Consider the following 25,398-nt stretch of genomic DNA (forward strand, 5'->3'; position numbering starts at 1 on the left):
CCGTCGAGGTTGCCCCCTGTGAAAATCGTTTTGTGTCAGCCCGGCAGCTTGAAGTGGGCCACCGAACGCCGCAGGTCACTCGCCAGCTGGGCCAGGTAACCGATCGAGTCGGCCGTCTGGCTTGCGCCCTGCGAAGTCTGCGAGGTGATTTCCTGGATCGCGTTCATCGACACCGAGATGTCAGTCGCCGCGGTGGACTGCTGACGTGCCTGGGTGGAGATGTTCTGAATCAGCGCGGAAAGGTCGTGCGACACGCGCTCGATGTCCCCCAGTGCGCTACCCGCGTCCTCCGCGAGGCGTGCACCGGCCACCACTTCGGCGGTGGTCTGTTCCATCGAGTTCACCGCTTCGTTGGTGTCGGACTGAATGGTCTGCACCAGCGTTTCGATTCGCTTGGTCGCGCTCGCGGAGCGTTCCGCGAGGCGCTGCACTTCGTCCGCCACCACCGCGAAGCCTCGACCCGCCTCACCGGCCGAGGCCGCCTGGATGGCCGCGTTCAAGGCGAGGATGTTGGTCTGCTCGGCAATGTCGTTGATCAGTTCCACGATGGAGCCGATTTCCTGCGAGGACTCACCCAGGCGCTTGATACGCTTTGAGGTTTCCTGGATCTGGTCGCGGATCGAGTCCATGCCGGAGATCGTCTCGCGCACCACTTCGGCGCCGCGGGAGGCGATCTTCACCGAGCGCTCGGCCACGTCGGCCGACTCGGCGGAGTCCTTGGACACGGTATCCATCAGGCTCGCGATCTGGTTGATCGCGGTGGTCGCCGTGCTGATCCGCTGCGCCTGGTGCTGGGCCGACTCGGCCAGCTGGCGGGCGGTGGTCTGGGTTTCCTGGGCCGAGGACGACACCTGCTCGGAGGTCTCGTTGATGGTGGTCACCAGGGTGCGCAGCTCGTCGATGGCGTAGTTCACCGAGTCGGCGATGGCGCCCGTGATGTCCTCGGTCACCGTGGTCTTGACGGTCAGGTCACCTTCGGCGAGCGAACCCATTTCATCCAGCAGGCGCATGATCGCCTCCTGGTTGCGCTGGTTGAGCTCGGTCGACTCCTGGAAGCGGCGGCGTTGGTCGGCGATCAGCTGGACCACCAGCACGATCAGGAAGGCTGCCGCACCGATGGCACCCAGCACGCCCCACCACAGGTTCGGGAACAGGCGGCGGGTCGGCAGCTTGCCGATCTGGTCGGCCAGCTCGTTCGCGCGCAGCAGCACGTTCTGCGAGTCCAGTGAGGCCTGGTTGCCGGCGCGCTTCACGTCGCTGAGATTGCCTGCGGCGCCGACCAGCTTGCCGACCGGGTCCTGCAGGTTGTCCCACTGCGACTGCATGTCTGTGAGGATCTTGCGCGCGTTGGCATCGGCCATCGGGCGCACGCCCACTTCGGTATTGCCTTCGAGCAGGCCCTTGAGCACCGAGCCGTACAACTGGCCGTCGCGGGCCAGGCCGTCGGCGGCAGGCTGGGAGGCTTCGCCACCCTGCAGCACTTCCTGCACTCGGCGGATCATGCGGTCGGCCAGCAGCATCTGGCGCGCGGAGGTATAGGTCTGTTCCGCACTGCCGCCGCGCTGCTGCAGGATGTTCACCACCTGCTCCATGCTCGAGTTGAGCACGGGGAGGTCGCGCGACAGGGTCGCGGCGCGCTGGGCCGAGTCGACCACCAGCGCCTTGTTCGAAAGGATCTTGCCGATGTCGGCGTCGAGCTGGCCCCATGCATTGGTCAGCGCGGCGACGGCACGGCCGGCGGGCGTTGCGTTGTTGTCGGCATAGGGCCGCATGCCTTCCTTCTCGTCGCCCTTGTTCAGGCGCTGGACGGCCGAGTCGATGGCGTTGCGGTTGGTTTCCAGCTCCTTGAAGGAGTCGACGTTACCGTCGGCCGCCTCCAGTGCGTACTTCGCGGTCTGCTGCGAAAGCACCTGGATCTGGGTGGTCTGGGCCACCGCCTTGCTGTCTTCGCCGCCCCGCACCGTGAGCATGGCGAAGTCGACACCTGTGAAACCGAACGCGATGACCAGTGCAATGATGAGGCCTGTATAGCCCCGCTCCTTGCCTACGCCCCCTGTAGTGCTCATTTCGCTCACCTCGCCCGTCTACGTCTCGCCGCCCTATGCCGGCGAAAGCGTCGGAACATCGCCCTGATTCCGGCCTCGAAAGGCGCCGGTCCTACTTGTCCAATCTTGTCCGTCAGGCCGCGGCCTGGCGGAAGTCCGGCGCACGCACCAGCTTGCCCATGCTGAACACCGCCAGCCGGGGCTCACCCACGCGTTCACCCACAAATCGTGCCAGCCGCGGATCGTCTTCCTGTTCCGCGTTGCGGCGCTGCTCGGTGTCCACGGTACGCTGGCCGAACACCTCGTCGACCATCAGCGCGACGCTGCCGCCACCCTGGCGCACCACCAGCAGGCGGGTGCGCTCGGTGTGCTGGGTACGTTCGCCGAACAGGAAGCGGGCCAGGTCGATCACCGGCACCAGGTTGCCGCGCACGTTGGCCACGCCCAGCAACCAGGCCTGGGTGCCAGGCACGGGGGTCAGCGAGGGCACGGCCAGCAGTTCGCTGATCTCGTCAATGCCGCTGACGAACAGGCGGCTGCCGGCGCGATAGCCGATGCCACGCCAGAGGCCGGGAGCCTCGAGCTTTTCCGGCGTGTCCGAGGCGTGCGCCAGCGACAGTCGTTCGTAACGTGCCAGTATTTCGAAGGGCGAGAACGCTGCGGTCTGGCTCATCATTGCCTCAGGCCGCGCTCGGCAGCAGGTCGTTGATGCACGCCAGCAGGTCTTTTTCGTTGACCGGCTTGGTGATGAAGGCACGCGCACCCTGGCGCAGGCCCCACACGCGGTCGGTCTCCATCGACTTGGTGGTGATCATCACGATCGGAATACTGGACGTCATCGGGTCACGCGTGAGCGTACGCGTGGCCTGGAAGCCATTCATGCCAGGCATGATGACGTCCATGATGACCAGGTCGGGTTTCAGCGCGCGCACGCGCTCGATGCCTTCCTCGGCATTGCCGATGGAATCAACCTGGTAACCCGCGCGCTCGAGCAGCGTGGTGAACACGCGCACGTCGGTCGGCGAGTCGTCGATAATGAGAATATTGGCCACAGGCCCCCCTCAGACCCTGTAGTCGCCGGTATTACACCGTGCTGACATGACGATGGATGGCACCAAGCAGCTCGTCTCGGGTGAACGGCTTGGTCAGGTATTGCTCGGCGCCGACGATGCGGCCGCGGGCCTTGTCGAACAGGCCGTCCTTCGAGCTGAGCATGATGACCGGCGTGCCGCGGAACTGCGGATTGTTCTTGATCAGCGCGCAGGTCTGATAGCCGTCGAGTCGCGGCATCATGATGTCGACGAAGATGATGGCGGGTTTCTGGTCGGAGATCTTGGCCAGTGCCTCGAATCCGTCCACCGCCGTAAGCACGTCGCAACCTTCTTTTTTCAGCAAGGTTTCGGCGGTTCGACGAATGGTCTTCGAGTCATCGATAACCATGACCTTGAGGCCGGCCAGGCCATTTCCACTTATGTTCAAGTTCACAACACCCCCCTGCGACCCGCCCCAGGCTCAGGTAAATCGTGCAAGTACCGGCCACAGGCCGGCTGCCTCTTGTGGAGAAGAAAAACTGGCAAAGTTTCCTACGACGTACGACATCCATTCAGCCGGCAGGCACTCGTGCGTTGCTGTTTACCGCCTGCCCGACGTGACGTCAAGCTGAAATCTCACGTGAAGCGTCCTACGTCATTGAATTGAGTACCCGTCCCGGGAATCACCTCGATCGTGGGGCCGACCGGGGCGCCCTGACCATCGCCGTCCCGGGGACGGCGATGACCCGGAAAAGGCGTCCGTGGCGGCGACGGACAACATACACTCCCCGTCCCCGCCCGGTCCTGGGCGGGGCGCATAGTGAACAGGCTCTACTACCGGAGAATGACGATGACCCTCTCGGTCGCCGTGCTGATGGATCCGATCGGATCGATCAAGATTGCCAAGGACACCACCTTCGCCATGCTGCTGGAGGCCCAGCGGCGTGGGCATGCGCTGTTCTACCTCGAACAGGGCGACCTGGCCATCCGCGGCGGCGAAGCCTGGGGGCGGCTGGCCCCGCTGTCGGTACGGGATGACCCGGCCGGCTGGTATGTGCTGGGGGTGCCCGAGTGGCGCGACCTGGGGGACATCGACGTGCTGCTGATGCGCAAGGATCCCCCGGTCGACGCCCAGTTCGTCTACGACACCATGGTGGCCGAGCTGGCCGAGCGCAGGGGCGTCACCGTGGTCAACCGGCCCCAGGCCCTGCGCGACTGCAACGAGAAGCTGTTCGCCATGCACTTCCCGCAATGCATGGCGCCCACCCTGGTGTCCCGCGACGCCGCCGAGCTGCGGGCCTTCGTGGCCAGCCACGGCGAGGTGGTGCTCAAGCCGCTGGACGGCATGGGCGGGCGCGGCATCTTCCGGGTCAGCGCCGGCGACACCAACCTCAACTCCATGCTGGAGACGCTGATCGCCGCGGGTCCGCATGGCGAGCACCGCCAGTTCACCATGGCCCAGAAGTACATCCCCCAGATCACCCAGGGCGACAAGCGCATCCTGGTCATCGACGGCGAACCGGTGCCTTATGCCCTGGCCCGCATCCCCCAGGGCAACGAGTTCCGCGGCAACCTGGCCGCCGGCGGCCGCGGCGTGGGCGTGCCGCTGAGCGAGCGCGATCGCTGGATCGTGTCCCAGGTGGCACCGGAACTGCGCCGGCGCGGCCTGTGGTTCGTGGGCCTGGACGTGATCGGCGACTATCTCACCGAGATCAACGTCACATCGCCAACCTGTGCCCGCGAACTCGATGCCCAGTTCGGGCTTAATATTGCCGGCCAGTTGTTCGACGTCATCGAACAGAACCGAACCGGAACCCGCGCCGCGTGAGCCAACCAGCTGTCCGCACCGGCGCCGACATGATCGGCGCCACGATGCTTTTCTCGCTCCTGCTGCACGGCGTGCTGATCCTCGGCATCGGCTTCAGTTACGTGAAGTCCAGGCCCAGCCTGCCGACGCTGGACGTGACCCTGGTCGACGTGGCCAACCGCGAGGCGCCCGACAAGGCCGACTTCCTGGCCCAGGCCAACAACAGCGGCGGCGGCGAAAGCGACAAGGCCGCCCGCCCGTCGCAGCCGGTGTCGGGACTGCTGCCCACGCCCACCCCGGGCGTCGCACCCCAGCCGGTCCAGGCCAGCGCACCGCGCCCGCAGGAAGCTACGGACGACAAGCTGCTCACCACCACCGGCAACAGCCATTACAGCGTCAGCACCGATACCGCCAAGCTGGAGCAGACCCCGCAGGACCTGCCCGAATCGCCCAGCGACGTGAAGCGCCAGCAGGAAATGGCCCAGCTGGCCGCGGAGCGGCGCAACAGCATCGAGAACTACGCCAAGCGCCCGAAGAAGAAATTCATCTCCTCCAACACCAAGGAATACGCCTATGCCGCCTACATGCGTGGCTGGGTCGACCGGGTGGAGCGGGTGGGCAACCTCAATTACCCCAACGAGGCGCGTCGCCGCGGCCTGCACGGGGACGTGCTGATGACGGTGACACTCAACCGCGATGGCTCGGTGAAGGGCATCGAGGTGGTGCAAAGCTCGGGCCAGCCGCTGCTCGATGCCGCCGCTCAGCGCATCGTGCGGCTGGCCGCGCCGTTCCCGGCGATCCCCGAGGACAAGGACCGCATCGACGAGCTGAACATCACCCGGACCTGGCAATTCATGCCCAACGACGTGCTGCGCAGCCGCTGAGCGCTGCAGGCGTCGCACCCCACGATTTCACGTGGCGGTCACCGCAACACGCACGCTCCGGCCACAGGGCTTACAATGCCCCCATGCCTGCTTCCCGACCCCAGTCCCAGTCCCTCGCCGGCCAGTTCCTGATCGCCATGCCCAGCCTGGCCGAGCCGCCCTTCTCCCGCGGCGTGGCCTTCATCTGCCAGCACGATGAAGACGGCGCCGTGGGTCTGCTGGTCAACCAGCTGTCCGAATACCGCCTCAGCGACGTGCTGGCCCAGATGAAGCTGGAGTGCAGCGACCCGGAACTGGCTGACGCGCCCGTGCTGATCGGCGGCCCGGTGCAGCAGGAACGCGGCTTCGTGCTGCACCGCGAGCCCGGGCACTGGGAATCCAGCTACCGCATCAACGCCGACTGGTCGGTCACCACCTCGCGCGACATCCTGGTGGCCATGGCCCACGGCGAGGGCCCGCGCCTGGCCGTGATGGCGCTCGGCTACGCCGGCTGGAGCGCGGGCCAGCTTGAGCAGGAACTGAAGGACAACACCTGGCTCACCGCCGAGGCGAGCGAGCGCGTGGTGTTCCATACGCCGCTTGAGGAGCGCTGGAGCGCCGCTGCCGGCCTGGTCGGCGTGGACCCGCTGCAACTGCCTGGCTACGCGGGCCACGCATGAGCTGTGTGCTTGGCTTCGACTACGGCAGCCGCCTGCTCGGTGTCGCGGTCGGCAATCGCATCACCGGCAGCGCGCGCGGGCTGGCCGCAATCCCGGTGAAGGATGGCGAACCCGACTGGAACCGGCTCGACGCCCTGCGCAAGGAGTGGCAGCCCGAGTCCCTGGTCGTGGGCCTGCCGCTGACCCTGGACGGCGAAGAACAACGCGCCAGCCGCGGAGCGCGTCGCTTCGCCGAGAAGCTGGGCCAGCGCTACGGCCTGCCGGTGGCGCTTACCGACGAACGACACAGCTCGCGCGAAGCCGCCGAGCGCTTTGCCGGCGCGCGCGCGGCCGGCCTGAAGAGGCGCAGTGATGCGGCCACCATCGACGCCGAGGCCGCCGCCGTCATCCTCGAACGCTGGCTGGCGAGCGCCGAACCCACCCACTGACCCTTGCCACCGGACTCCCTGCCTGCCATGAGCCAACGCCTGCGCCATCTCACCACGCTCGAACACCTCTCCCGCGACACCATCGAGCGCCTGCTCGATCGCGCGGAGGCGATGCGCGACGGCTGCGCACATGGCACGCGCAAGATGGACCTGCTGGCCGGCCGCACCATCCTCAACCTGTTCTTCGAGCCGTCCACGCGCACACGCACGTCGTTCGAACTGGCGGCCCGGCGCCTTGGCGCGGACGTGATCAACTTCGACATCGGCTTTTCCTCCACCAGCAAGGGCGAGGCGCTGTTCGACACGCTGCATACGCTCGAAGCGATGCACCTGGACGCCATCGTGGTGCGCCACAAGGTCTCCGGCACGCCGGAGGAACTGGTGCGCCACGCCATGAGCGGCGTGTCGGTGATCAATGCCGGCGACGGCAACCGGGCGCATCCGACCCAGGGCCTGCTGGACATGCTGACCATCCGCCAGCACCGGCCGGACTTCAGCAAGCTCACCGTGGTGATCTGCGGCGACGTCAAGCACTCGCGCGTGGCGCGCTCGGACGTGCATGCGCTGGCCGCGCTGGGCGTGAAGGAGATCCGCCTGTGCTCGCCGCGCGGATTGATGCCGGACCCGGCAGAGTTTCCGCAATGCGTGCTGACAGACGACTTCGACGCCGCGGTCGAGGGCGCGGACGTGGTGATCATGCTGCGCCTGCAGAAGGAGCGCATGGCTGCCACCGACCTCCCCGACGAGGCCGCCTATTACGAACGCTATGGCCTGGACAACCGCCGCCTGGAACGCGCTGCCCGGGGAGCCCTGGTGATGCACCCGGGCCCGCTCAACCGGGGCATCGAGATTGCCTCCGAGGTGGCCGACGGCCCGCAGTCGCGCATCCTCGAGCAGGTCGGCAACGGCGTGTTCGTGCGCATGGCGGTGCTGGCCGAAGTGCTGGGGCGCTGAACCCCGCCCCCTCCGGCGCGCGCCTGACGCACCGCGGCATGTTGCGAATCCGGGCATAATGCGCGCCGCAATACCCACTTCTTCAAGGGAATAGACATGCGATCGACGACGCGCATCGTTGCGCTGGGCCTCGCCGGCGTGCTGCTGGCTGCATGCCACCACAAGGACAAGGACGCTCCGCTCGCCTTCGTACCGGCGGACACGCCCTACGTGGTAGCCAATCTGGACGTGCTCGACGACGACACCCGCAAGGCCCTGTTGGCCCAGGCCGACGCCCAGCTGCCGTCGGAACTGACCCAACTGCGCGCCACCGCCGACGACCTGGCTGAAAAGGATCCGGACGCCTCGCGCCTGCTCAAGGCGCTGATCGCCGAACTGGATGGCAAGACCATCGAGTCGTTCGCACAGAACGCCGGCCTCAACATCAAGGGCCACTCCGCCTTCTACGGCCTGGGCCTGTCGCCGGTGGTGCGTTTCGAGCTGGTCGACCCCAATGCCTTCGAAGCGTTCGTGGGCCGCCTGGAGGCCGCCTACGGCAAGCCCTTCGAAAAGGCCACGCTGGGCAACCTCAACTATCGCCGTCATGTCGCCGCCGACGTCGGCGTGCAGGTAGTGCTGGCCACGGTCGGCAAGCAGGCCGTCGCCGCCCTGCTGCCCACCGATGCGCCCGAATCCACCCTGCGCCTCGCGCTGGGTCTGGACCGTCCGTCCAAGAGCATCCAGGACGACGATCGCCTGGAAAAGCTGGCCAAGGCCAAGGGTTACCAGCCGTGGGCGATTGGCCAGGTCGACCTGACCCGCTTGCTGCCACTGGCAGCCAGCGGCAAGGATCCGATGTTCAATGCACTGCGCAAGACGCGCGCCGAGGCCGAGTCGGCCAAGACCGGCGAGCCGGTGGCCAACCAGCTGCAGATCGCGCCCAGCTGCGAGGGTGAAGCCACCCGCATCGCCTCACGCGTGCCCTCGCTGAGCTTCGGCTATAGCAAGCTCGATGAAAAGCACCAGAACCTGCGCTGGGACGTGGCGCTGGCCGATGACATCACCAAGGCCTTTGCCAGCCTCAAGGTGGAACTGCCGGGCCTCGGCGCCGACGGCACCGCCCCGTTCGACATCAGCCTTGCCGTGCCGGTGGCCCAGCTGCGGCCGTTCTGGAGCGCCCAGGCCGATGCCGTGGCCGCCAAGCCGTTCACCTGCCCGGCACTCGCCGACCTCAACGAAGGTTTCGCCAAGATCGGCATGATGTCGCAGCAGGCGGCGGTGCCTCCGGTAGGCGACCTGCTGGGCCTGCGCGTGGCGCTGGATAGCTTCGAGCCCGGCAGCAACGACTCCATGCCCAAGTTCAGCGGCCGCGTGCTGGTAGCCACCTCCAATCCGGCCGGCCTCGTGGCCATGGCGCAGATGGCTGCCTCTGGCCTGTCGCAGCTCAAGCTCAGCAACGACGGCAAGGTGGTACCGCTGCCGCCGGAGGTCACCGCTCCGTTCGGCACGCCGGTGTGGGCCGCGATGAGCCCGAAGGCACTGGCCCTGGCGATCGGCCCGGGCGAAGACGCCAAGCTCGGCGACCTGCTCAAGGCACCGACCGGCGATGCCGGCCGCCTCGGCCGCCTGAACCTCAGCGGCGAGATGTACCAGGCATGGGTGAAGGCGATGGCGGCCAAGGCCGAACACATCGCCGAGCTCACCGCCTCGACGGAAACGGACGATCCCGATGCCGCCGCCACGGCCAAGGCGAACATCGAGCGCACCCGCGCGCAGTTCGAGTCGATGCAGGCCCAGGCCGAGCGCATCAAGTCGCTCAGTGGCGAGATGCACATGGAACGCGACGGCCTGGTGATCACCAGCCAGACCGAGCTGAAGTAAGCCTTCTTCAGCGTGAAACAGGAAAACGGGGCGCCAAGGCGCCCCGCTTTTTTGCTGATAACGGCCAACCAAGCCACCATCAACCCACGCAGCCCGGCGCGACAACCTGAATCCGCACCAAGGTCACTTGCCCCTGGCGATGGCCAGCGACCGGTTAGATGCTGAGCCCCGCCCGCCGCTGCTGGCGCACCAGGCTGATGCCCAGAGACAGTACGAGCATCAGCGCCACCAGGCCGAAGATCACCAGGCCCAGGTACTCGCCGCGCAACCCCTGGTCGAAGCCCGCTGGCAACGTGTCGCCTTCGCTCAGTTGCAGCGCGCCCATGCCGGTGTAGTGCATGCCGCACACGGCCACTCCCATCACCAATGCGCTACCCAGCATCTGCCAGCGGCCGCGAAGGTTGAATGCCAGCCACAGCGCCGCCATCGAAGCGATCACCGCAATGGCCACCGACAACACCACCACGCCACCGTCATAGGAGACCTGCGCGGAGGTCAGCATCGCCATCATGCCGAGGTAGTGCATGCCGGCCACGCCGAGCCCCATCAGCACCCCGGCGAACAGCAGGTTGACGAAGCGGAACGTTCCCGAGCCCACGATGGCCAGGCCGAGTGAGCAGGCCACGATCGCCAGCAGGGCCGACACGCCGGTCAGCACCATGTCGTAAGTGACCTGCACGCCCAGGTTGCAGGCGAGCATGGCAATGAAGTGCATCGCCCAGATGGCACCGCCTCCCATCGCAGCCCCTGCGGCCACGATTGACGTCAAGCGTTGCTTGCCGGATCGCGCGAGCGGAATGCCCAGCGCAATCTGCAACGCGGTGAACGAGCCGAGCACGGATACGAGGTACGACAAGACAACCAGCAGCATGTTGTAGTGCTGATGCATCTCCTGCATGTAGATCCCCTGGAGTTGATGGCCTCGGTGACCCGGTGACGGCCTTCGCGCCAACGCAAGGCGGTCAGTGGGTGATATCGAACACGCACGTGGGTGCGCCCTGGCTGTGACAGCTGCTTTCCCGCACAGACAGCGTGACAGCATCGACCGATTCGGCGAGCACGCCCTCGATGAAACCGCAGAAAAAACGCCCCCCGGACAGCGAGCCAGGCTGGCACAGCGGACAGCCGCGCACGTGCAACTGGTCCCCGTGCTGTTCGACCGACACCAGCACGCGCAGTGCAGGCAAGGCGATTCGCTTGATCGCATCGTTCAGCGCGAGTCGTGCGCCGAAGGCGAAGTCCCGCTTGTACACCCATGCCCCGGTACGTCGTCCAGCCAGGTGCAGCGATGCGTCGCGGGCCTCGGCCGCGACGGCGTACTCGAGATTGATCAACCAAGGAAATATCCGAGGGTAATCCTTGGCGAGGTTCGGCAGCATGCGCTCCACCCGCGCGGCGTCAGCACCCACCGCCAAAGAGAGCTCCGGCTGGATCAGCGGCGCAAGCTCCGCCACCGGAGCGGCCGTCGATGACGGCATGGCGCCACCCGGAGTGCGCATGCATTCGAAGCTGATCACCCGTGGATGCGAACCCAGTGCCGCCTCCAACGCCAGCTGGCGTTCGTCCGGCCCTCGCAGCACCAGGGTCAGGCACGCACCCTGCACATCCGGAACCAGGCGTTGACGAACCAGCACGTGGCCGTATTCGTTGATCACTCGTCCCAGCTCGATGAGCAGGCCTTCACGCCGCGCAGAAACGACCCGCACTTCCAGTTCGGCCATGATTCCCCCCGAAATCAAGCCAGCGCGCATATGCGCCGAAGCGCGGACAAATGTGCCGTATGGATGTCCGTTTCACAAGCCGCTTCGCGAGACAGGCGGGCGCCTCGCGAAAAGCGACGACAGCTACGCCACAGACATTCGCAGGAACCTGTCGCACCGCTTTTGTCCAGCCACGCGACCTGCGACGCACCATGTGATGTGCATCACAATTGACACGATCTTATCCACGCGAACGATTCCAGGACATTGCGACGACATGATCTTCGCAAGCGCAAAAGTGCGCTGAACGAAACACGCATGCAGCCATCTTCGATTCATCTTCAGGCTGCTTGGATGTCCCCACGGCTTCCGCCTCCGCGGCAACCGTCTGTCCGATGGACAGCGCTTCCCCACTACAGGAGATTTCCCATGCGCACCCACGACCTGTTCCGCAAGACGCTGATCGCCGCTGGCCTGGCCGCCGCCTTCTCGGTCGTGCCGCTCGCGCAGGTTGCAGCCCAGGACGCCGCGATGCAGAAACCATCGGATAACCAGACCGTGCCCGACAAGACGGCCGATGCCTGGATCACCACCAAGGTGAAATCGGAGTTGGCCACCACCAAGGGCATCAAGAGCACGGATATCTCGGTCTCGACCATGGATGGCGTGGTCTCGCTGACCGGCACGACGGCCAGTGCAACCGAAAAGAACAAGGTCGAGCAGGTCGCCAAGGGCGTGAAGGGCGTAAAGAGCGTTGATGCCAGCGGCCTGACCGTCAGCGATACCGCGAAATAAGCACCTGCACGCCGAAACTGGCGGTAGCTGAAAGAAGGAGCCCGATGGGCTCCTTCTTTCCCTTGAGGCGGCGAAAAGTACATCGCAACAGTCATTACGCTGTCACTGCAAGCGACAAGCACAAACTGCCCCACTCGACGCAGGCTCCGCTCGTGTTCGATACACAATGACTACGAAAAAAAACCACCGGCATATGCCGGTGGTTTTGGGAACATGCTCGGCACCCTGCGGTCCCGACAGGTTCTTCCCGCTTAGAAGTCGTAGCGGGCGGTGAAACGGAAGTAACGCGGATCCGTGTAGTTCAACTCGCGGCCGTACAGCGGGTTGACCGTGGTCCGGTTGGACGAGTAACGATAGTTGTACATCGTCGGGGTCTGGCGGTTGAGCGCGTTGATGACGTCGATCTGGAACGTCAGCTTGTTGTCGACCCAGCCCGGCGTGTAGGCCACGTTGAGGTTCAGCTGATAGGTCCACGGCGTGTTGCCATGCGAACCGCGCGGCGAGAACGTGTAGTCTGCAGACGGCGCCACATAGCCCGCCGAACCCGGTGCGGTACCCGAACCAGCCAGGCCGCAGTAGTAGTAGTACGAGCCGTTGTACAGGCCCGCGTCCGCCGTCGGGTAATAGCTCGTGCAATTCTTCGGGCGACCCGAAGCCGCAATCAGGGTCGCGCCAAAGCGCCACTGGTTGCTCAGCTGGTAGTAGCCGAATGCCTTGATCTGGTGCGTGCGGTTGTTCGGCAGCAGGCCATTGGAGCCGATCATCAGCTGCGGCAGATCCCAGTCCTGCGTACGCGACACGTCGGTCTGGCCGCCGGCGCCGGTATCCAGATCGGAGGCCAGCTGACCTTCGGTGTTGCCGTAGTTGCGCGAGAAGGTATACGACAGCTTGCCGTACCACTTGTCGGCAAACGGGTGCTCCAGGTAGAGGTCAAGCGCGTAGTACTTGCGCTTGAGGTCCGGCAGGCCCAGCTCTTCCTTGCTGAAATGCTTGGTGACGATGCTGCCGTCGGGCTGCAGGAAGTCGAAGGTGTTGCCCGTACCCGGGTTGAAGGTAAGGCAGCGCCCGCCGAGCACCGGCGTGCAGGTGTCGTCAATCGCGCTCATCAGCTTGCGGTAGGTCAGCTTGGCACCCCAGTTGTAGCTCGGGTTGATCTGCTGTTCCATGCCAAGGATGTACTCATCCTGGTAATGCGAACGGATGTTCTTCGCCGCGACGGTGCGCGGGTCCGGCGCCTGGCCGCACTCCAGGTTGGAGGAAACGCCACCGGTGTTCGGGCAGATGTACTTGCTGGTCGGATCGACCGCGATCGGGTTGAGCCCGATCGGCACGCCGGTCTTCGGGTCGACGCCGGTATAGGTGAAATACTGGCTGCTGATCAGCGAGCCGGACACGCTGCGCACAGCCGCATTGTTGGGAACGGCCAGGTGGTAACGACCGGCATTGGCGAACACCTTCAGGCTCGAGTCGCCATAGACGTCCCACGAGGCACCAATGCGCGGAGCCAGCTGGTGACGCTGCTTGATGTACGCCTCGCCATTCTTGTTGTAATTGGTGAACTGCTCATTACGCAGGCCGACCGTGAGCAACCAGCGGTCGTTGATCTGCCAGCGGTCTTCGATGAACTGGGCTGCCTGGTCCGTTTCGACACCCGCGCTCTGGGTGTTGTAGTACTTGTAGACGTAGTAGCCCTGCGTGCCGAAGCCGCCAGCCGACGCGGGGGAGCCGATCACGCCGAGGCTGCTGTCGATGGGCGCATTGGGGTTGGTCTGCTTGCCGTACACCCAGGCGTAGTCGCCCGCGTACTTCTTGCCGGTGAACGACTTGGCGTTCTGCGCGTCATAGCCGAAACGCAGATCGTGGTCACCGAGGCGATACTCGATATCCAGGCGCCAGCCCTTGGTCTTGTCATTGGCACCCTCGAGCGGAATCGTCGAGGTCACGGCCGTCTGGCAGGTGTTGTAGACCTGGCCTGGGGCGGCCGCGCTCGCGCCCAGCGAGATGTACGGGCAGTTCGGGTCGTAGCCGTCGTTGGTCTGGACGTGGTTGATCGTCTGCGTACCGTACAGCGCCGACACCGTGAGGTCGTCGGTGAGATAACCGGTGTACTTGCCGATGTACAGGTCGCCGCCGTCCTTGGTGTAGACACCGCCGGTCTTGGTATTGCCCTGGCTCAGCGTCTTGTAGTCGAAGCTCGAACGGCTCGAGGTGTACTGGGTCTTGTCCGACACCCCGGTGAACTCGAGGATATGGTTATCGGTGATGTTCCAGTCGATCTTGCCGGTCCAGCGGGGGATCTTGTAGTTGTAATCGCTGTTGCCGATGCGCGAGGCGGCACCCGAAGAGTTCGAGTACGACAGCACGCTACGACCTTCCTGGCGATTCACTTCGGCATCGAGGTAGTAGAACAGGCGGTCCTTGATCAACGCGCCGCTGATGTAGGCACCTACGGTGGACTTCCAGTACTGGTTCTTGTTGCGGTACTGATACAGCGTGCCGTCGGTCTTGGCGTTGCTGGCCGCGCCGGTCTTCGGGAAGTAGTTGTTGCGCGGATCGGCGCGGTGCGCTTCCGGCTCCCAGCTCGTATAGACGCCGCCCTTGAACTTGTTGCTGCCGCGCTTGGTGACGATATTGATCACACCGCCGGTGGAGCGGCCAAACTCGGCGCCATAACCGCCCGTCAGCACCTGCTCCTGGTCGATCGCGTCGAACGGCAGCTTGGTGAAGCCGATGGATGTCAGCGGATTGGTCACCGCATAGCCGTTGATGAAGTAGGCATTCTCGGACGATGCCGCACCACCAAAGCTGGGCACGCCGTAACTCGAGTTGGCGACCACGCTCGGCGCGAGCATCGCAGCAGCGGAGATTTCGCGATCGATCGGCAGCTTGGCCAATTGCTCCGAGGTGAATACGGTGCGGGTATCGACCGACGACACGTCGATCGCCGGCAGGGCCGAAGCCACCACGGAAACACCATCCAGATTCTTGGCTTCCCCAGCCTGAGTTGCCGCGCCGAATGAGACTTCGGTACCGCCAGCGATGCTCAGCTCGACATTGTCACGCGTGCTGACATCGGAGCCGTTGTTCTTCAGGGTGACCTGGTAACGGCCCGTCGGCAGCGAGGAAAAGCGATAGCGGCCATCCTTGTCGACATTGGTGGAGCGGGTCAGGCCGGTGTCGAGGCTCTTGATCTCGACCGTGTTGCCGGACTGGGCTGCCACCTGGCCGAAAATGGCGCCGGTGATGTTTGATTGAGCGAGGGCGCCGGTGCTTGCGAGCGCAAGCGCAACGGCCATGGCCAAGGGCGAACAGCCCCCCGGCCGCTTGGAAAAAGCAGCGAAATGACTCACGAGTTGTACTCCCATCAACTGTTTGTAATCGCATCATTCGCAAGTTATTGCGAATGATGGATGTGGGTTCTACGGGCCCTGGAGACCCTGCTCAGAGAAAATCAACGGTGTGTTGAACGGAAAACGGCGTCTGCGGGCTTCCGAAGCCCTCCCCTCCGTCGTTGTCCGGCATCAACGAGCAGTCCGCTGTATATCGCATGTATTTACGATTCACAACAGATTCGTAACTTTTTATCACCAATTTCGTCACATGCGACAGCCGCCCGGCGCGGCCAAAACCACTTAAGTCGATGTGTCTATTTGATTAATTAACCACACCTCTAGTTCGCAATATTTTGCGAGAACGACGCCGTAATACGCCCATGGGCCAGGGCGGGCGCGACCGCGCAACAAGGGGTCCGCCCAAACCTGGCCGGGGATAGCGAAAGGCTGTGGCACAAGGGCCTGAGCACGGGAAAACGTCCCCTGCCGCCGCCTGCACCTACACCGTTGCCTAGCAGCCAGCGCATCGTGGCCGGCCGCCTCTGGTGGAGCTCACCCTGCCAGCCGCTGACATCGTCGCGCGGGTTGCCCGCGCGAGTTGAGCGAATTTCAAATAATCCCGTGCCAGCGGGCAACGTCGATGGCCGAGGCCCGAGTCTCATCGATACCGCGCCATACGCTCATGCGCACGGCAACAAGCGGTAGCGGAAACAAAGAAGGAGCCCCAGGGCTCCTTCTTCATGTGCAGAGAGGCAGCACTTAACGCCGCAACAGACCGCTGCCGCCGAAGTTCTGCTGGTCGCGCGTTTCTTCCAGCTCCACGCCGTCCAGGCCCTGCGAAAGCGTGTGGGCGTCGCCACCCTGGGCAAGCTTGATGCGCAGGCGCACTTCGTTGGAGCTGTCGGCGTGGCGCAGGGCGTCTTCGTAGGAGATCTCACCGGCGTGGTAGAGCTCGACCAGGCTCTGGTCGAAGGTCTTCATGCCGAGGTTGGTCGATTCCTTCATCACTTCCTTGAGCTTGTGGATCTCGCCCTGGCGGATGTAGTCCTGCACCAGCGGCGTACCCAGCAGCACCTCCACCGCCACGCGGCGCGCCTTGCCGTCGGGCGTGGGAATCAGCTGCTGCGCCACCACGCCCTTGAGGTTCAGCGACAGGTCCATGAACAGCTGGGAGCGGCGGTCTTCCGGGAAGAAGTGAAGGATGCGGTCCATCGCCTGGTTGGCGTTGTTGGCGTGCAGCGTGCACAGGCACAGGTGGCCCGTTTCCGCGAAGTTGATCGCATGCTCCATCGTCTCGCGCGTACGCACTTCGCCGATCATGATGACGTCGGGCGCCTGGCGCAGCGTGTTCTTCAGCGCATTTTCCCAGCTGTCCGTGTCGATACCGATCTCGCGCTGGGTGATGATGCAGCCCTCATGCTTGTGCACGTATTCGATCGGGTCCTCGATGGTGATGATGTGCCCGGTCGAATTGGCGTTGCGGTAGCCGATCATCGAAGCCAGCGAGGTGGACTTACCGGTACCCGTGCCGCCGACGAAGATGCTGATGCCTCGCTTGGTCATCGCCAGCTGCTTGATCACCGGCGGCAGGCTCAGCTCCTCGATGGTCGGGATCTTCGACTCGATGCGGCGCAGCACCATGCCCACGCAGTTGCGCTGGTAGAAACACGACACGCGGAAGCGGCCTACGCCCTGCGCGGAAATGGCGAACTGGCACTCGTGAGTCTTTTCGAACTCCTCACGCTGCGAGGGCGTCATCACGTTGAGCACCATGTCGCGCGCCTGCTGCGCCGACAACGGGCTCTGCGTGATCGGCACGATGCGGCCCTGTACCTTCATCGAGGGCGCGACGCCGGCCGTGATGAACAGGTCCGATGCCTTCTTGTGCACCATCAGCTTGAGGAACGAGGTGAAATCGAAATCGCTCATGGGTTCCTCCGGAACGGGGAATCGAGAATGGGGAATCGGGAATAGGAAGAGCGGGAAACCATGCCGCCCGCGTGACGCCGCAGGCTTTTCTATTCCCTACTCCCTATTCCCTTCCATCACTTGAAAATGTCCTTGTTGCGGGCATAACCCGCGGCCTGCTGGCGCGTCACCAGGCCACGCTTGACCAGGTCCTGCAGGTTCTGGTCGAGCGTCTGCATGCCGTACTGCTGGCCGGTCTGGATCGACGAATACATCTGCGCCACCTTGTCCTCGCGGATCAGGTTACGGATCGCCGGGATGCCCACCATGATCTCGTGCGCAGCAATACGGCCACCACCCACCTTTTTCAGCAGCGACTGCGAGATCACCGCGCGCAAGGATTCGGACAGCATCGAGCGCACCATCGGCTTTTCGCCGGCGGGGAACACGTCGATGATGCGGTCGATGGTCTTGGCGGCCGAGCTGGTATGCAGGGTGCCGAACACCAGGTGGCCCGTTTCCGCGGCGGTCAGCGCCAGGCGGATGGTTTCCAGGTCGCGCAACTCGCCCACCAGCACGTAGTCCGGGTCTTCACGCAGCGCCGAGCGCAGCGCCTCGTTGAAGCCGTGGGTGTCGCGATGCACTTCGCGCTGGTTGACCAGGCACTTCTGCGAGGTGTGCACGAATTCGATTGGGTCCTCGATGGTGAGGATGTGGCCGTATTCGTTCTTGTTGATGTGGTCGACCATCGCCGCCAGCGTGGTCGACTTGCCCGAACCGGTGGGACCGGTGACCAGGATCAAGCCCTGCGGCTGCTCGATCAGCTCACGGAACACCGCGGGCGCGGCCAGGTCGTCGAGAGTGAGCACTTCGGACGGAATGGTACGGAACACCGCACCGGCGCCGCGGTTCTGGTTGAACGCGTTGACGCGGAAACGGGCCAGGCCGGGAATCTCGAACGAGAAGTCGACCTCGAGGAATTCTTCGTAATCGCGGCGCTGCTTGTCCGACATGATGTCGTAGATCAGCGAGTGCACCTGCTTGTGCTCGAGCGCCGGGATGTTGATGCGGCGAACGTCGCCGTCGACGCGGATCATCGGTGGCAAGCCAGCGGACAGGTGCAAGTCCGAGGCCTTGTTCTTCACCGAGAAGGCAAGCAGTTCGGCGATATCCATCTGGCATTCCCCCTCAGGCCGATCAACTGGATGGCAACCTGCATGGGAGGGCGGCAACCCAAGGACACGACATCGCGGCGCCGTTGCGCCGATGCCGTCTGAACGGTCCAAACCCGGTTCCCCATGCAGCGGGCCGATACTACTCGCGGCAAGGCCCAGGCGACCAGTCTTTCCTAAGCCCTAGCACCCAAAGTGCGGACCAGGTTCGAAGTTGCGCCCGCAAGCCCCCTGTAACCCCACACGTGAGGGCGAGGCCGATCAAGGCTCGCCATCGTCTGTACACCCGATTCCCCGGATGGCTGCGCCGCCTGCCCAACCGACCAGCCAGGCCTTCGCCAGCGCCCCAACCATCGGCAGTTACACCGGCCGGCGGACGACGGCGAGACTTGACCCGTGACGCCCCGGCCACGGGACGGCTGCCCCGGGGTCCGGTAAGGTAGCGCTCGTAAAAGCGAGGAACCTGCATGACACGTATTGCATTCATCGGTGGCGGCAACATGGCGCGCAGCCTGATCGGCGGCCTGCTCAGGACCGGCGTCGCCACCTCCGCCATCAGCGTGGCCGAGCCCCGAGCCGATGCCCGCCAGGAGTTGGGCCGCGAATTCGGTGTGGCCTGCTACGCGGAAAACCGCCTCGCCGCCGCCGAAGCCGATGTGCTGGTGCTGGCGGTCAAGCCGCAGATCATGCCGGCGATCCATGCCGAACTGAGGGACACCCTGGCCCGTCAGCGCCCCCTGCTGATCTCCATCGCCGCGGGCGTGCGCATCGACCAGCTCGAGCGCTGGTTCGGCCACGCCCTGGCGATCGTGCGTTGCATGCCCAACACCCCGGCACTCATCGGCGCGGGCGCCACCGGCCTTTGCGCCAACCGCCGGGTGAGTCCGGAACAGCGCGCGCAGGCCCAGCACATCATGGATGCGGTGGGCCTCACCCGCTGGCTGGACGACGAAGCGCTGATGGATACCGTGACCGCCATCGCCGGCTCCAGCCCTGCCTATTTCTTCGCCATGGTCGAAGCACTGGAGGACGCCGCCTTCGCCCAGGGCATGCCGCGCGAGACAGCCCGCGCCCTCGCGGCCCAGGCCTGCCTGGGCGCAGGCCGCATGCTGGCCGAGAGTGGCGAGGACCCCGGCGTATTGCGCCAGCGCGTCACCTCCCCCAACGGTACCACGCAGGCCGCACTGGAAAGCTTTGCCGCCGACCACTTCCACCAGGTCGTCGCACGTGCCGTGGCCGCCGCCACGCGCCGCGGCGGTGAACTGGCCGCAGCCCTGGACGATACCCCGTGAGCTACCTCGTCAACGCCCTCTCCTTTCTGCTCGAGCTGGCCTTCGGCGCCGTGGCCGCGCTGTTTATCTTGCGCCTGCTGGCGGAGGCCAGCCGTGCGGACTTCCACAATCCGCTGAGCCAGTTCGTCTATCGCACCACCAACCCGATCCTGGCGCCGATTCGGCGCGTGCTGCCGAACTGGCGGCGCATCAACATGGCCGCCCTGCTGCTGGTGTGGCTGCTGATGCTGATCAAGCGCGTGGTGCTGTTCGCCCTGCTCGGTGTGTTTCCGCACGTGCTCGGGCTGGTGTTGCTCTCGATCGCCGACACGCTGGACTTCATCGCCATGTTCTATGTGGTGCTGATCTTCATCTGGTCGCTGATGAGCCTGTTCCAGGTGGAGCACTACCATCCGGTCTATCGCCTGGCCGGCGCCCTGGTCGACCCGCTGCTGCGCCCGCTGCGCGGACGGCTGGTGGCCGGCGGCCTGGACTTCGCGCCGTGGGTGGTCATGATCGTGCTGCTCCTCGCGCGCCTGCTGGTGGTTTCGCCGCTGACCGACCTGGGCGCCCGCCTGGCCCTGGGCCTGTAAAACCCTCCCCTCCCCCTTCCCCGGACATCCCATGATTGCGACCTCGCATCGCCTGCGCCGCCGCCTGCTCGCCTTTGCCCTCGCCGCCGCGGCCACCGGCTGTGCCTTTGCCGCCGCGCCTGCCGCCAAGCCCGACGTGGTGGCCTCGCATATCGATACCTCAGTGAACCCGGGTGACGACTTCTTCGACTACGCCAACGGCGCGTGGCTCAAGAGCCACCCGATTCCGCCGGAAGAGGCCTCGTGGGGCATTGGCCAGGTCGTGCAGGACGAGCTCTACGCCAAGCTGCGCACCATCAGCGAAAACGCGGCCAAGCAGAACGCCTCGCAGGGCAGTGACGAGCAGAAGGTGGGCGACTTCTGGTCCATCGGCATGGACGAAGCCCTGGCCAATCGCCTGGGCATCAGCCCGCTGAAGGACGAGCTGGCGCGCATCGATGCCGCCAGGGACCTCAACGGCGTGCTCGACGAGGCGTTTGCGCTGCAACCGCTAGGCGTGGATGCGTTCTTCGACTTCGCCGTGGCGCAGGACGAGAAAGCCAGCGACGTGATGGCCGTGCACCTGGCCCAGGGCGGGCTGGGTCTGCCCGACCGCGACTACTACTTCAACACCGAGAAGGGCGTGGTGAAGGCACGCACGGCCTACGTCGAGCACCTGCATCGCATGTTCCGCCTGCTCGGCGCGGACGACGCCAGCGCCAAGGCCAGCGCCAGCCAGGTGATGGCTTTCGAGACCGCGCTGGCCAAGGTGTCGCGCCCGCTGGCCGACCTGCGCGATCCGTTGAAGAACTACAACAAGATGGCGCCTGACCAGCTGAGCGCGAAGTACACGCCGGCCATTGCCTGGAACACCCGCCTGGGCACGTGGAAGCTCAATGCCACCAGCGTGATCGTCGGCCAGCCGGAATTCTTCAGCGGCCTGCAGGCGTTGCTCGCCAGGACGCCGTTGCCGGTGCTGCGCGACTACCTGCGCGTGCACCTGGCCGACGCCTATGCGGCCTACCTCAGCGACGACTTCAACAACGAGCACTTCGACTTCTACGGCCACGTGCTGTCCGGGCAGAGCCAGCAGAAGCCGCGCTGGAAGCGCGTGCTGCGCGCCGAGAACGATGCACTGGGCATGATCCTCGGCCGCATCTACGTAAAGGACTACTTCTCCGAGGCCAGCAAGCAGCGCTACAACGCCATGGTGGAAGCGGTGCGTACCGCCTACAGCGAGCGCATCGACAGGCTCGACTGGATGAGCCCGGCCACCAAGGCCAAGGCCCAGGCCAAGCTCGCCGCGGTGACCAAGAAGGTAGGTTACCCGGACAAGTGGAAGGACTACTCCGCGCTGACCATCGGTCGCGCGTCGTATGCGCAGAACATGATGAACGCGCAGCACTGGGCCTTCAACGACATGGTGTCGAAGTTCGGCAAGCCGGTCGACCGCACCGAATGGGAGATGACCCCGCAGACCTACAACGCCTACTACAACCCGTCCAACAACGAGATCGTGCTGCCTGCGGCGCAGTTCATGATCCCCGGCTACAACGACAACGAGATCGATGATGCCGTGGTGTATGGCTACGTCGCGGCGTCCACCATCGGGCACGAAATCACCCATGGCTTCGACGACCAGGGGCGCCAGTTCGACGCCAAGGGCAACCTCACCGACTGGTGGACCAAGCAGGATGCAGCCAAATTCCAGCAGCGCGCCAACGTGATGGTGAAGCAGTTCAACGCCTACGAGCCGCTGCCTGGCCTGCACATCAACGGCGAGGCCAGCCTGGGCGAGAACATCGCCGACTTCGGCGGCCTGATGATCGGCCTGGACGCGTTCAAGAAGACCGAGCAATACAAGAAGGGCGAAAAGATCGCCGGCTACACGCCGTTGCAGCGATTCTTCCTCGGCTATGCACTGGGCTGGCTGTCGCAGCAGCGCGAGGAGCTGCTGCGCAATGCCCTGCTCAGCGACGTGCATGCACCGGCGAAGTGGCGTGTGAACGGCCCGCTGTCGAACATCCCGGATTTCTACGACGCGTTCGGCGTGAAGCCGGGCCAGCCGATGTGGCGGCCCGAGAACCAGCGCGTGAAGATCTGGTAAGGCCACGCGCTGTGAGGCGCCGCCTTTGATGGTGTAGGAGCGCACCCTGTGCGCGATCAGCCGAAGCGAACGGCGGTCGCGCATAGGGTGCGCTCCTACAGGCACAGGCCGTACTTATACCGGCTGTCGCCTCTCCCACGCCGCGAAAATCGCGTGCAACGCGTCCAGTCCATCGGTCAACGCCGCCGGCCCCGGCTGCAGGATGATCGGCGACTTGATCTCATGGAGCTCACCGGCACGCACGGCGGGAATCGCATCCCAGCCTTCGCGTGCCACCACCTTCTCCGGCCGGAAGCGCTTGCCGCACCATGAGCCGAGGATGATGTCCGGCGCCTTCGCCACCACCGCGCTGCCATCGGCCAGGATGCGATGCCGGGCCAGCGATTCGCTCGCCATCTGAGGAAACACGTCGTCGCCACCGGCCATGCGGATCAGCTCCGCCACCCAGCGAATGCCGGTGATCAACGGCTCGTCCCATTCCTCGAAATACACGCGGGGCCGCCGGCTGAAGCGTGCCGCCGAGGACTGCACCCTGGCGATGTGCTGCTCGAGTGCCTGTGCATAAGCCTCGGCTTTATCGCCAGCACCTACCATGGCGCCCAGGCGGCGCACGTAGGCCAGGATGCCCTCGACGCTGCGATGGTTGCTGATCCACACCTCTACACCGGCCTTGATCAGCTCGCGGGCGATATCCGCCTGGATATCGGAAAAGCCGATCACGAAGTCCGGCTCGAGCTTGAGGATTTCGTCGATCTTCGCGCTGGTGAAGGCGGAGACCTTGGGCTTTTCCTTGCGCGCCCGCGACGGACGCACGGTGAAGCCGGAGATGCCGACGATGCGGTGCTGCTCGCCCAGCGCATACAGCACTTCGGTGGGTTCTTCGGTGAGGCAGACGATGCGTTGCGGATAGCCGTCGGCCTTGTGCGCCTGTTCGCTCACGCCTTCAATGCCCCAGCACGGTCACCGTGATCTTGCGCTGGTGCGGATCGAGGCGGTGTTCCCATAGATAGATGCCCTGCCAGGTGCCCAGCTGCACGCGGCCCGCATGCACCGGCACCACCAGGCTGACGCCAGTGAGGATGGCTCGCACGTGCGCAGGCATGTCGTCCGGGCCCTCCTCGTCGTGCCGGAAGATCGCATCGCCATCGGGCACGGCGCGGGCGAACCAGCGTTCCAGGTCATCACGCACGGTGGGATCGGCGTTTTCGCTGATCAGCAGCGAGCAACTGGTGTGCAGGCTGAAGATATTGGCCATGCCGGTATGCACGCCGCTGGCCGCCACCACCTCGCCCACCTTGTCGGTGATCTCGGTGAAGCCGCGGCCGCGCGTGTGCACGACAAAGCCATTCTGGGCAACGTGATCGGCGGGCGCTGCGCGCATGCTTCGTGCCTCCGAATGGCGGGGTCAGGCAATCAAGGATAGAGCAGGCGGTTGGTCCAGGTCTGGCCGTGGCGACTCCAGCGCACGCGCTCGTGCAGGCGGAACTGGGCGCCGTACCAGAACTCCACCATGTCCGGCTCGATCACGTAGCCGCCCCAGTGCGGGGGACGCGCCACATCACGGCCTTCGAACTCCTTCTCGTAGCGCGCGAAGCGCTGCTCGAAGGTATCGCGGTCAGGCAGGGTCTGCGACTGCAGCGAGGCCCAGGCGCCGATCTGGCTGGCGCGCGGACGGCTGGCGAAATACGCATCGGACTCTTCCGGCAGCAGCTTGCGCGCCACGCCTTCGACACGCACCTGCACGCCTTCGCGCAGCTGCTTCCAGTGGAAGCACAGGGCCACCTGCGCATGGGCGTCGAGCTGGCTGCCCTTGTCGCTTTCGTAATTGGTGTAGAAGCGGAAGCCGCGCTCGTCGGCGCCCTTGAGCAGCACGATGCGCGAGCTGACCCGGCCAGCTGCATCGACCGTGGCCAGGTTCATGGCCGTGGGCTCAGGCTCGCCAGCCGCCGTGGCTTCGTCCAACAGTTGCAGGAAGGTGTCGAGGATCTCTGGTTTCAGCATGGGGGTCTTGAATCGTGGCCGCCGCGCGCCATCATGGCGAAATGTCTCCAGATGCTAGCACGCAGAATTCGACCCTGGCCGGGCACCTGCTCGACCAGTTCGCGGGGCGCATTGCGCGCTCCCGGCGCCCTTACCTGCTGGGCCTGTCCGGCCTGCAGGGCAGCGGCAAGAGCACCCTGGCCAGGGAGATGAAGACCCAGGCCGAAAGCCGTGGCTGGCCCACCGAAGTGCTTGCCCTGGATGACTTTTATTACTCGCGCAGCGAGCGCGAGGTGCTGGCCCAGCAGATCCATCCCCTGCTACGTACCCGCGGGGTGCCCGGTACGCACGAGATCGAACTGCTGATGTCGGTGCTGGCTGCGTTGCCGCAGGCGTCCGACAAACTGCCGGTCAGCTACCCGCGCTTCGACAAGGGTCGTGACACCCGCATGGCGCCTTCCAAGTGGCCCAAGGTCACCCGGCCGCCGAAGCTGGTGATCCTGGAGGGCTGGGCACTGGGCGTGCGCCCCCAGACCCTGGCCGCGCTGGACGAGCCGGTCAACGACCTGGAGCGCGAGGAGGATCCTGAAGGCACCTGGCGCCACTGGGTCAACAAGCAGCTGCGCGGCTACCAGCCGCTATGGCGCAAGCTCGACGCGCTGATCGTGCTGCAGGCGCCCAACTGGGAGGTGGTGCGCAAGTGGCGCAGCGAGCAGGAGGAAGAACTCCTCGCACGCCATGCCCCGCTGGCCATGGATGCCGACACCATGGTGCGCTTCCTGGCGCACTTCGAGCGCCTGAGCCGGCACGCGCTGGCCAGCCTGCCCGAGCAGGCCGACACCACGGTCGAATACAACGACCAGCGCCACGTGATCGCCCTCAATCACAGCTGA

23 protein-coding genes are annotated in these 25,398 nt (G+C 65.1%); 11 read left to right on the forward strand and 12 right to left on the reverse strand.

The window, feature by feature from the left end; all coding sequences use genetic code 11:
• Positions 1-35 precede the first annotated feature (35 nt).
• The 4 genes from DVU99_RS02600 to DVU99_RS02615 form a co-directional block, all read right to left on the reverse strand.
• Positions 36-2,066 carry a methyl-accepting chemotaxis protein gene (locus DVU99_RS02600; RefSeq protein WP_114239032.1) on the reverse strand — a complete coding sequence of 677 codons (2,031 nt, stop codon included), beginning with the start codon at positions 2,064-2,066 and terminating at the stop codon, positions 36-38.
• Between the two features lie 112 nt (positions 2,067-2,178).
• Positions 2,179-2,718 (reverse strand): chemotaxis protein CheW, encoded by a 540-nt coding sequence (locus DVU99_RS02605; protein WP_114238648.1) that lies wholly within the window; start codon positions 2,716-2,718, stop codon positions 2,179-2,181.
• A gap of 7 nt (positions 2,719-2,725) precedes the next feature.
• Entirely contained in the window at positions 2,726-3,097 is a 372-nt protein-coding gene (locus tag DVU99_RS02610; RefSeq protein ID WP_114238649.1) for a response regulator, read from the reverse strand.
• Between the two features lie 31 nt (positions 3,098-3,128).
• Positions 3,129-3,530, reverse strand: a complete 402-nt coding sequence (locus tag DVU99_RS02615; RefSeq protein WP_304529040.1) for a PleD family two-component system response regulator — start codon at positions 3,528-3,530, stop codon at positions 3,129-3,131.
• 396 nt (positions 3,531-3,926) lie between these two features.
• Here DVU99_RS02615 and gshB point away from each other — a divergent pair, with 396 nt between their 5' ends.
• The 6 genes from gshB to DVU99_RS02645 all read left to right on the forward strand — a co-directional run bounded on the left by gshB (position 3,927) and on the right by DVU99_RS02645 (position 9,668).
• Entirely contained in the window at positions 3,927-4,904 is a 978-nt protein-coding gene (gshB, locus tag DVU99_RS02620) for a glutathione synthase (RefSeq protein WP_114238651.1), read from the forward strand.
• Positions 4,901-5,767: an energy transducer TonB gene (locus DVU99_RS02625; protein WP_232823419.1), complete on the forward strand. Its 867-nt coding sequence runs from the start codon at positions 4,901-4,903 to the stop codon at positions 5,765-5,767. The genes gshB and DVU99_RS02625 overlap by 4 nt, the downstream gene beginning before the upstream one ends.
• Before the next feature lie 83 nt (positions 5,768-5,850).
• Entirely contained in the window at positions 5,851-6,426 is a 576-nt protein-coding gene (locus DVU99_RS02630) for a YqgE/AlgH family protein (RefSeq protein ID WP_114238653.1), read from the forward strand.
• Positions 6,423-6,854: a Holliday junction resolvase RuvX gene (gene ruvX, locus DVU99_RS02635; RefSeq protein ID WP_114238654.1), complete on the forward strand. Its 432-nt coding sequence runs from the start codon at positions 6,423-6,425 to the stop codon at positions 6,852-6,854. The genes DVU99_RS02630 and ruvX overlap by 4 nt, the downstream gene beginning before the upstream one ends.
• Before the next feature lie 27 nt (positions 6,855-6,881).
• A complete protein-coding gene (locus tag DVU99_RS02640; protein WP_114238655.1) occupies positions 6,882-7,808 on the forward strand; it encodes an aspartate carbamoyltransferase catalytic subunit in 927 nt (308 codons plus the stop codon).
• A 96-nt stretch (positions 7,809-7,904) separates the two neighbouring features.
• Positions 7,905-9,668: a hypothetical protein gene (locus tag DVU99_RS02645; RefSeq protein WP_114238656.1), complete on the forward strand. Its 1,764-nt coding sequence runs from the start codon at positions 7,905-7,907 to the stop codon at positions 9,666-9,668.
• Between the two features lie 154 nt (positions 9,669-9,822).
• On the opposite strand, the gene DVU99_RS02650 is transcribed toward DVU99_RS02645, so the two are convergent.
• Positions 9,823-10,566 (reverse strand): MHYT domain-containing protein, encoded by a 744-nt coding sequence (locus DVU99_RS02650; protein WP_114238657.1) that lies wholly within the window; start codon positions 10,564-10,566, stop codon positions 9,823-9,825.
• 64 nt (positions 10,567-10,630) lie between these two features.
• Positions 10,631-11,389, reverse strand: a complete 759-nt coding sequence (locus DVU99_RS02655; RefSeq protein ID WP_114238658.1) for a hypothetical protein — start codon at positions 11,387-11,389, stop codon at positions 10,631-10,633.
• A gap of 408 nt (positions 11,390-11,797) precedes the next feature.
• Between DVU99_RS02655 and DVU99_RS02660 the strand changes: the two genes are divergently transcribed.
• The gene (locus DVU99_RS02660; protein ID WP_114238659.1) at positions 11,798-12,163 is read left to right on the forward strand and encodes a BON domain-containing protein; all 366 of its coding nucleotides are present in this window, start codon (positions 11,798-11,800) and stop codon (positions 12,161-12,163) included.
• Positions 12,164-12,414: 251 nt separating this feature from the next.
• Here the strand turns inward: DVU99_RS02660 and DVU99_RS02665 are convergent, their stop codons facing one another.
• From DVU99_RS02665 to DVU99_RS02675, 3 genes are all read right to left on the reverse strand, one after another.
• Positions 12,415-15,459, reverse strand: coding sequence for a TonB-dependent receptor (locus DVU99_RS02665; protein WP_114238660.1), 3,045 nt, complete (start codon positions 15,457-15,459; stop codon positions 12,415-12,417).
• Positions 15,460-16,254: 795 nt separating this feature from the next.
• Positions 16,255-17,424, reverse strand: a complete 1,170-nt coding sequence (locus DVU99_RS02670) for a PilT/PilU family type 4a pilus ATPase (protein ID WP_114238661.1) — start codon at positions 17,422-17,424, stop codon at positions 16,255-16,257.
• A gap of 116 nt (positions 17,425-17,540) precedes the next feature.
• On the reverse strand, positions 17,541-18,578 hold the full coding sequence (locus tag DVU99_RS02675) for a type IV pilus twitching motility protein PilT (RefSeq protein WP_114238662.1): 1,038 nt from the start codon (positions 18,576-18,578) through the stop codon (positions 17,541-17,543).
• A gap of 464 nt (positions 18,579-19,042) precedes the next feature.
• Between DVU99_RS02675 and proC the strand changes: the two genes are divergently transcribed.
• From proC to DVU99_RS02690, 3 genes are read left to right on the forward strand one after another with little or no spacing between them, the layout of a single operon-like run.
• The gene (proC, locus tag DVU99_RS02680; RefSeq protein WP_114238663.1) at positions 19,043-19,867 is read left to right on the forward strand and encodes a pyrroline-5-carboxylate reductase; all 825 of its coding nucleotides are present in this window, start codon (positions 19,043-19,045) and stop codon (positions 19,865-19,867) included.
• Positions 19,864-20,439, forward strand: coding sequence for a YggT family protein (locus DVU99_RS02685; RefSeq protein WP_114238664.1), 576 nt, complete (start codon positions 19,864-19,866; stop codon positions 20,437-20,439). Before proC ends, DVU99_RS02685 begins: the two co-directional genes overlap by 4 nt.
• A gap of 31 nt (positions 20,440-20,470) precedes the next feature.
• On the forward strand, positions 20,471-22,525 hold the full coding sequence (locus DVU99_RS02690) for a M13 family metallopeptidase (protein ID WP_114238665.1): 2,055 nt from the start codon (positions 20,471-20,473) through the stop codon (positions 22,523-22,525).
• Positions 22,526-22,639: 114 nt separating this feature from the next.
• On the opposite strand, the gene DVU99_RS02695 is transcribed toward DVU99_RS02690, so the two are convergent.
• Genes DVU99_RS02695 through pdxH form a run of 3 tightly spaced genes read right to left on the reverse strand, consistent with a single transcriptional unit; the run spans position 22,640 to position 24,526 of the window.
• Positions 22,640-23,464, reverse strand: a complete 825-nt coding sequence (locus DVU99_RS02695; RefSeq protein ID WP_114238666.1) for a cobalamin-binding protein — start codon at positions 23,462-23,464, stop codon at positions 22,640-22,642.
• A 4-nt stretch (positions 23,465-23,468) separates the two neighbouring features.
• Positions 23,469-23,906, reverse strand: coding sequence for a secondary thiamine-phosphate synthase enzyme YjbQ (locus tag DVU99_RS02700; protein ID WP_114238667.1), 438 nt, complete (start codon positions 23,904-23,906; stop codon positions 23,469-23,471).
• A gap of 32 nt (positions 23,907-23,938) precedes the next feature.
• Positions 23,939-24,526 (reverse strand): pyridoxamine 5'-phosphate oxidase, encoded by a 588-nt coding sequence (gene pdxH, locus DVU99_RS02705; RefSeq protein WP_114238668.1) that lies wholly within the window; start codon positions 24,524-24,526, stop codon positions 23,939-23,941.
• Positions 24,527-24,567: 41 nt separating this feature from the next.
• Between pdxH and DVU99_RS02710 the strand changes: the two genes are divergently transcribed.
• Positions 24,568-25,398, forward strand: a complete 831-nt coding sequence (locus DVU99_RS02710) for a kinase (RefSeq protein WP_114238669.1) — start codon at positions 24,568-24,570, stop codon at positions 25,396-25,398.

Source organism: Dyella sp. C9 (assembly GCF_003332825.1).
GTDB lineage: Bacteria > Pseudomonadota > Gammaproteobacteria > Xanthomonadales > Rhodanobacteraceae > Dyella.

Bases quoted from the DNA above. Each gene is read 5' to 3' on its own strand.
- DVU99_RS02600 (WP_114239032.1), bottom strand. From the start codon at position 2,066: ATGAGCACTACAGGGGGCGTAGGCAAGGAGCGGGGCTATACAGGCCTC.
- DVU99_RS02605 (WP_114238648.1), bottom strand. From the start codon at position 2,718: ATGAGCCAGACCGCAGCGTTCTCGCCCTTCGAAATACTGGCACGTTAC.
- gshB (WP_114238651.1), top strand. From the start codon at position 3,927: ATGACCCTCTCGGTCGCCGTGCTGATGGATCCGATCGGATCGATCAAG.
- DVU99_RS02630 (WP_114238653.1), top strand. From the start codon at position 5,851: ATGCCTGCTTCCCGACCCCAGTCCCAGTCCCTCGCCGGCCAGTTCCTG.
- ruvX (WP_114238654.1), top strand. From the start codon at position 6,423: ATGAGCTGTGTGCTTGGCTTCGACTACGGCAGCCGCCTGCTCGGTGTC.
- DVU99_RS02640 (WP_114238655.1), top strand. From the start codon at position 6,882: ATGAGCCAACGCCTGCGCCATCTCACCACGCTCGAACACCTCTCCCGC.
- DVU99_RS02645 (WP_114238656.1), top strand. From the start codon at position 7,905: ATGCGATCGACGACGCGCATCGTTGCGCTGGGCCTCGCCGGCGTGCTG.
- DVU99_RS02650 (WP_114238657.1), bottom strand. From the start codon at position 10,566: ATGCAGGAGATGCATCAGCACTACAACATGCTGCTGGTTGTCTTGTCG.
- DVU99_RS02655 (WP_114238658.1), bottom strand. From the start codon at position 11,389: ATGGCCGAACTGGAAGTGCGGGTCGTTTCTGCGCGGCGTGAAGGCCTG.
- DVU99_RS02660 (WP_114238659.1), top strand. From the start codon at position 11,798: ATGCGCACCCACGACCTGTTCCGCAAGACGCTGATCGCCGCTGGCCTG.
- DVU99_RS02665 (WP_114238660.1), bottom strand. From the start codon at position 15,459: ATGGCCGTTGCGCTTGCGCTCGCAAGCACCGGCGCCCTCGCTCAATCA.
- DVU99_RS02670 (WP_114238661.1), bottom strand. From the start codon at position 17,424: ATGAGCGATTTCGATTTCACCTCGTTCCTCAAGCTGATGGTGCACAAG.
- DVU99_RS02675 (WP_114238662.1), bottom strand. From the start codon at position 18,578: ATGGATATCGCCGAACTGCTTGCCTTCTCGGTGAAGAACAAGGCCTCG.
- proC (WP_114238663.1), top strand. From the start codon at position 19,043: ATGACACGTATTGCATTCATCGGTGGCGGCAACATGGCGCGCAGCCTG.
- DVU99_RS02690 (WP_114238665.1), top strand. From the start codon at position 20,471: ATGATTGCGACCTCGCATCGCCTGCGCCGCCGCCTGCTCGCCTTTGCC.
- DVU99_RS02700 (WP_114238667.1), bottom strand. From the start codon at position 23,906: ATGCGCGCAGCGCCCGCCGATCACGTTGCCCAGAATGGCTTTGTCGTG.
- pdxH (WP_114238668.1), bottom strand. From the start codon at position 24,526: ATGCTGAAACCAGAGATCCTCGACACCTTCCTGCAACTGTTGGACGAA.
- DVU99_RS02710 (WP_114238669.1), top strand. From the start codon at position 24,568: ATGTCTCCAGATGCTAGCACGCAGAATTCGACCCTGGCCGGGCACCTG.